General features: G+C 67.5%; 6 protein-coding genes. 3 read left to right on the top strand and 3 right to left on the bottom strand.

What is annotated here, in order from left to right; genetic code table 11:
- From RH94_RS41135 to RH94_RS02585, 3 genes are all read right to left on the bottom strand, one after another.
- Positions 1–720 (bottom strand): transposase (locus RH94_RS41135; RefSeq protein WP_267893333.1); only part of this gene is annotated, 720 nt, incomplete at its 3' end.
- A complete protein-coding gene (locus tag RH94_RS41140) occupies positions 609–1,274 on the bottom strand; it encodes a transposase family protein (RefSeq protein ID WP_199880850.1) in 666 nt (221 codons plus the stop codon). The genes RH94_RS41140 and RH94_RS41135, both read right to left, overlap by 112 nt.
- 118 nt (positions 1,275–1,392) lie before the next feature.
- The gene (locus RH94_RS02585; RefSeq protein ID WP_234425487.1) at positions 1,393–2,172 is read right to left on the bottom strand and encodes a hypothetical protein; all 780 of its coding nucleotides are present in this window, start codon (positions 2,170–2,172) and stop codon (positions 1,393–1,395) included.
- Positions 2,173–2,809: 637 nt separating this feature from the next.
- Between RH94_RS02585 and RH94_RS02590 the strand changes: the two genes are divergently transcribed.
- The 3 genes from RH94_RS02590 (at position 2,810) to ltrA (ending at position 5,559) form a co-directional block, all read left to right on the top strand.
- Positions 2,810–3,121: a helix-turn-helix transcriptional regulator gene (locus tag RH94_RS02590; RefSeq protein ID WP_079188863.1), complete on the top strand. Its 312-nt coding sequence runs from the start codon at positions 2,810–2,812 to the stop codon at positions 3,119–3,121.
- A 303-nt stretch (positions 3,122–3,424) separates the two neighbouring features.
- Complete coding sequence (locus RH94_RS42045) at positions 3,425–3,616, top strand: N-terminal phage integrase SAM-like domain-containing protein (RefSeq protein WP_234425488.1); 192 nt, start codon at positions 3,425–3,427, stop codon at positions 3,614–3,616.
- Between the two features lie 563 nt (positions 3,617–4,179).
- The gene (gene ltrA / locus RH94_RS02600) at positions 4,180–5,559 is read left to right on the top strand and encodes a group II intron reverse transcriptase/maturase (protein WP_073946045.1); all 1,380 of its coding nucleotides are present in this window, start codon (positions 4,180–4,182) and stop codon (positions 5,557–5,559) included.
- The last annotated feature ends 97 nt before the right edge of the window (positions 5,560–5,656 follow it).

Consider the following 5,656-nt stretch of genomic DNA (forward strand, 5'->3'; position numbering starts at 1 on the left):
GACGCAGCGTGTCCGGAGTCGTTGATTGGTCGCGTTCCTGAACCCGAACGCGTTGCGGGCGGTCAGCTTGATCACGCGGTTGACGCCCTCGCTCTTGGCGTTGCTGTGGCCGGTGTTGATGAAGGCGGCGATCTCGTCCCACCAGCGGTCGACGGTGGCGGCGAGGCGGCGGACCTCGGGGATGTCGGCGTCCGCGCACCAGGCCAGGAACTTCCAGCGAGCGTGGCCGAGTTGGTGGCGGTCGGCGCCGGTGCGGGCCAGGGCGAGGAGGTTGCGCAGGGACTCCTTGGCGATCCACGAGGTCAGCAGCGTCTGTCCGATCCTCCCCTCGCCGAGCAGGGGGTTCCACATCGTCGCGAACTGCTCGTCGGTGAGGTCCTCCCGGTTGCGCAGCAGTTTCCTGCGGGCCCTCCACTCCGGATCGGTGGCACGTCCGCGACGCCCGCGCAGTTCGGCGGTGGTGCGGCGCCTGACCTGCGAGAGCATCTTGTTGGCGAGCTGGACCACGTGGAAGTGGTCCACGACCACGACGGCGCCGGGAGCCCGGTGCGCACGGCGGCCCGGTAGGTAGTGGACATGTCGATCGCGACGTACCGGATGTTCTTTCTCTACTCCAGGCCGGTGGTGGACAGCCAGGCCAGGACGTCGGCGACGGTGCGGCCCTCGACCTGGCCGAGCAGCCCGCCGGTGCCCAGCGCGTCGACGAACCCGGTGTGCCACCGGTCGCGCACCAGCTGCCATTTGCCCGTCTCCGGGTCTTGTGCCCACTTCGTCTTGCCCCGCCGGGGCTCGTCGATGCCCAGGACCTCCATCTCGGGCAGCGGCTTGGCGGTGACCTCACGGGCCTGGACACGGAAGGCTTCCATCACGGTCGGCCAGGACAGATGCAGGTCGCGGGCGGCCTGGATGACGGTGGAGCCGGCGTCCCGTATGCGGCGTCCGGCCGCACCCCGCAGCCGGGCGGTCAGCCTGGCACCGGCCGGGATCTGCGGGATCTGCTCGGTGAAGGAGCGGCGGGAACAGCCGGCCTTGCGGCAGTACCAGCGCCGCTTGTGCCAGCGGAACTCCAATCCGCTCTCGCCGTAAGGGAGATCGCGCGGCCGGGTGACCGCCGAGCCCTTCACCCGGGTGGCGAACACCCCGCAGGCCGGACAGGCCCTGGCCGTCTCGTCGGCCGTGACCAGGTGGACCCTGCGCCCTCCGTCAGCCAGCCGCTCGACCCGTGCCACGGACACCCCGTCCAGATCGAGTAGCAACGTCGTATCGTTGACCAAGCCCGTGGCTCCTGCATGATCGTTCTGCGTAGAGAACAGAAATGATCACGCAGGCCCACGGGCGCTCTGCGTCCAGGGGACGATCACCACCACGGCATTCACACACCGTGACACCACGTCAGTGCCCGAGATGAGGCGCACCGCTCAACTTCGAAGACCCGGGATTCCTCGCCTGCTGGACGGTCCACTGCGCGGTGGGGTGGGCGGTGACGCCGGCGGGGCGTGGTCGGCGAGTACCGTGCTCGATGAAGATCAGGGCGTACAGGAGCCCCGGCGCCACGGTGTCGAGGTACAGGAAGGCGGCGGCGATGAGGCCGTGGGCCTGGGTGGTGAGGAAATGGCGCCAGGTGGGGCCGGAGCGATGCGGCGCGGGATCAACTCCCGCGGACTGCGGGATCTCCCATACGGTGGACGGGGCGATGGAGTGGCCGAGGCGGGCGGGCTCGCCCTGTGTGTGGCGGTGGCCCCAGGTGCTGTTCTCGCGCGCCAAACGCAGGATGAGCTGCTTGACGGTGGGCGCAGTCGGGGGCCGTCCCGGGTGGCGGGGCTCGGTGAGTGTCCACTTCCGGGAGACCAGGCGTCGGTGCCAGGCCGGCAGCGCGGTCGGCGTGACCGCGAAGACCTGCCGCCGGCGCTCCCGCGGGACCAGCTGGGAAGGGACGGCCGGCCAGATCCGGTCGGCGGACTCATAGCGGACCCGAGCGATCTGGCGGCGCAGCACCCCGTTCTCGTGCCGCAGCGCCGGCACCTCCGCGTCCTTGGCCACCCGGCTGCGCAGCACGGCAGCGGGCACCCTGATCAGATTCCGGACCAGCACGGTGACGATCGCCGGCGGCACCGAAGGATCACCCCAGGCGCCGCGGAGGCCGTTGCCCCACGCGGAGAGGCTGCAGGCCAAACCCAGAATCGTATTTCCGAGCGGGACAAGGTAGCGCGCCTGCGTGCGCCTGGGGAGAGAGGCGGCCCCGCAGGAGGCTGGATGTCGTCCTGGTCGAAAAGACTTGTCATTCCCATTTCACCAGACTGACTTGGCATTCGCCCATGGCGGACGAGAAAGATCCTCGAAAGACTGGAACTCTCTCCCGGGGCTATGTCAACTTACAACACCCCGGAAGGACGAGGTCGGTAAGCGACCCGCCAGGTGACCCGAATGAGGAGCTCGCTTCTGTCGATGCATGCCCTTTGAACTGTCCGGCTGCCTACCCCTGTCCTCTTCGCTCTCGGTGCACTAAATACGCGGAGCGTCCATGCCAACCAAGTACGGCCGTACCGATTGGCTCGTGACTAGCAATTGGGGACAAGTCCCCTAGCAAAGCGCGAGCGCAACATAGACCAAGATCGCCGGTTAGCCAAATCGGCGATCGTGGTGACCATGGAATGCGTCGACCGCTGCGCGCCGGTAATGCAGCGCACAGTTGCGCGTTGTTCGCGCAGGCGCTCCCTGCTTCGCCATAGGCCACGGGTGAGCGGGTTGCGAGACCCTGGCTCGCCACCCGCCCGTGCCTGCGTTTCTCGCATCTCACAGAAACCCGGTCATGCCTACTCAAACGCTGCCCGCTCCTTCCGCCGCTGTCCCTGCTGCCCGTGCCCTGCGCGCAGGTTTCCTGACCGTCAAAGACGCCGCCGAGTACCTCGGCCTCTCACCGCACACGCTCTACGTCTGGCGGCACCGGCGGCAGGGGCCGCCGAGCTTTCGTATGGGACCTCGCGGTCGCGTCATGTACCGGCGGGAAGCTCTCGACGCCTGGATCCGCGAACAGGAGCAGGCCGACTCCCGCTCCAACACGACCTTGAGCCCGCTGAGCGCCGTTCCGCAGCATCGGTCCAGCCGCGTGCCCAGCGCCTGACGCGTCATGCGTTAGGGAGCGTCATTTTTCAGTCTTCTTCGATAAAAGGAGATTCCCCTGCCCGGCTACATAGAAGATCGCTGGATCAAGAAGAAGGACCCCGTAACTGGGAAGAGAGAAAGAACTGCTCGCTACGGTAAGGGGAAGCGATACAAGGTCGCTGGTATCCCCGGGGTCCGGGATCGGTCTTTCGACACCCTGGAGGACGCCAAGGCGTGGCTTCGTCGATCCGCGACGGACGAGGAGCGCGGGGAGTTCGTGGACCCGCGTGACGGATCCATCACCTTGGCCGATTACATCGCGATGCACTGGGCGCCGGGCAGGGGAGGCGCTCCGAAGACGCAGCAGAATCAGGAACGCAGAGCGCGGCTGCACATCGTTCCGCATCTGGGCCAACTCCCGCTCAGGAGCATCACGGCGGCGGAGCTGCGCGCGTACACGGCGAAGTTGGAGGCCACTGACGTTTTCTCGTGCGCCCAGCAGGACAGGAGGTGACACCGTGACGTAGCGGTGTTCTTGCTGTTCGTAAGCTCGTCGTCGCCTGCCGGTGGAAGTCCGGTCCGGGTAGCTGCCAGGAGGCCCGGTAGCAGGCTGGCGGCGTCGGAGGGAAACGTCCGGCGTCGAAGCCCAGCGTCAAAGGCCCTGTAAAGGGGGAGCGACGATACGGTCCGTAGCATCACGCGAAGCCTGCGGCGTCGTTACTCAGCCATCCTTTCGGGTGGAACGAGGGAGTGCCGAGCCCTTCGAAATCGGGGTGAAGGCCATGGAAGCGGTGAAGATCCTGGACGGGCAGCCGTGAAGGACTCCCCGGCGTATGGGGCGCGGAACGTATCGAGGGTGGCGGCGGGAACTGGGGAGGCCCTCCCTGGCCCGGTGACCTGCGGAGAATCGTCGCCGGAAGCTGCGCGTCCTATAACCGGTGATCCCGGGAAGTGGGCGTGAGCCGGGTGGGCGTCGGAGGTGGCCGTAGTACTGCTTGAGCCGAGGAGACAGCACAACTCCCGGTGAGGGAAGGGCCACTGCTTCGTCGGTGCGTCATGGTGACAAGGAGGGGCCCGGTGAGTGCCCATATGGCTAGTCCCGCCGTCGGGGGACGTTCTCCCTCGGACAAGGTCCGCGCTTTGCAGCATGCGCTTTACCGGTCGGCCAAGGCCGATCCCGGACGGCGGTTCCACGCGCTGGGAGACAAGATCCACCGCAGGGATGTGCTCCGGCGTGCGTGGGCCATGGTGCGTGCCAACAACGGCGCACCGGGCATCGACCGCACCACCCTGGCCCAGGTTGAGGAGTACGGCATCGACCGTCTTCTCGACGAAGTGACCGACGAGTTGGGGCGGGGACAGTATCGTCCCCAGCCCGCCCGCCGGGTGTTCATCCCCAAGCCGGGGGTGAAGGACGAGCGCAGGCCGCTGTCCATCCCGACGGTTCGTGACCGCATCGTGCAGGCGGCGATGAAGATCGTGCTCGAGCCGGTCTTCGAGGCCGACATGCTGCCGTGCAGCTTCGGGTTCCGCCCGAAACGCTCGGCGCACGATGCTCTGCAGGTGCTCATCGACGAGCACCATCGGGGCAGGCGGTGGGTGGTGGAGACGGACATCGCCGAGTGCTTCTCGGCGATCCCGCATGAGGAGTTGATGCGCGCGGTCGAAGAGCGCATCTGTGACCAGTCTGTTCTCAGGCTCCTGCGGCAGATCCTGCGGGCCGGGGTGATGGAGGACGGGCAGGTGCGGCGGCCGGTGACCGGGACCCCGCAAGGCGGTGTGATCTCACCGTTGATGTGCAACGTCTATCTGCACCGGCTGGACCGGGCATGGGACGAGCACGACGGAGTCCTGGTCCGTTACGCCGACGACCTGGTCGTGATGTGTTTCTCCCGCAGTCAGGCCGAGCGGGCACTCGCCCGACTGGCCGCACTGCTGGGGGAGTTGGGGCTGAGGCCGAAGGAGTCCAAGACGAGGATCGTGCACCTGATGACGGACGGGGAAGGCTTTGACTTCCTCGGGTTTCACCATCGTCAGGTCCGCTCCCGGGGACTGCGCGGACGCCGACGCGTCGACTTCCTGGCCCGCTGGCCCTCGGACAGGGCGATGCAGCACGCCCGCGACCGGATCCGGGAGATCACCGCCCGGCGCCGGCTTCCGCTGCATCCCGAAGCGATCGTGGGGGATGTGAACCTGTTCCTCCGCGGGTGGATGGCGTACTTCCGGTACGGCCATTCCGCCCGCCGCTTCAGCAAGATCGGAAGGTTCGCGCGGGAACGCGTCGCGCACTTCATCAGCAGAAAGCACCGGCGCAGCCGGGCCTTCGGCTGGTGGGTGCTGACCGTCTCGTCCCCGAATGAACTTGGCCTGATCAGCCCGTATGGAACCGTCGTGGCACCCAGGGCCGGAAAGCCCTGGCGGGAGAGGCCGAATGCCGTCGGTGAACGGCGTCGGTGAGCCGTGTGCGGGAGAACCGCATGCACGGTTCGAAGCGGCGGGGGCTGGAAACGGAGCGGAAGCACTCCGCCACCGCGCCAGCCCCCGACCCTACAGC

This window comes from Streptomyces kebangsaanensis (genome assembly GCF_001906585.1).
GTDB lineage: Bacteria > Actinomycetota > Actinomycetes > Streptomycetales > Streptomycetaceae > Streptomyces > Streptomyces kebangsaanensis.

Coding starts and splice junctions, on each gene's coding strand:
- RH94_RS42045 (WP_234425488.1), top strand. CDS start 3,425: ATGCACTGGGCGCCGGGCAGGGGAGGCGCTCCGAAGACGCAGCAGAAT.
- RH94_RS02590 (WP_079188863.1), top strand. CDS start 2,810: ATGCCTACTCAAACGCTGCCCGCTCCTTCCGCCGCTGTCCCTGCTGCC.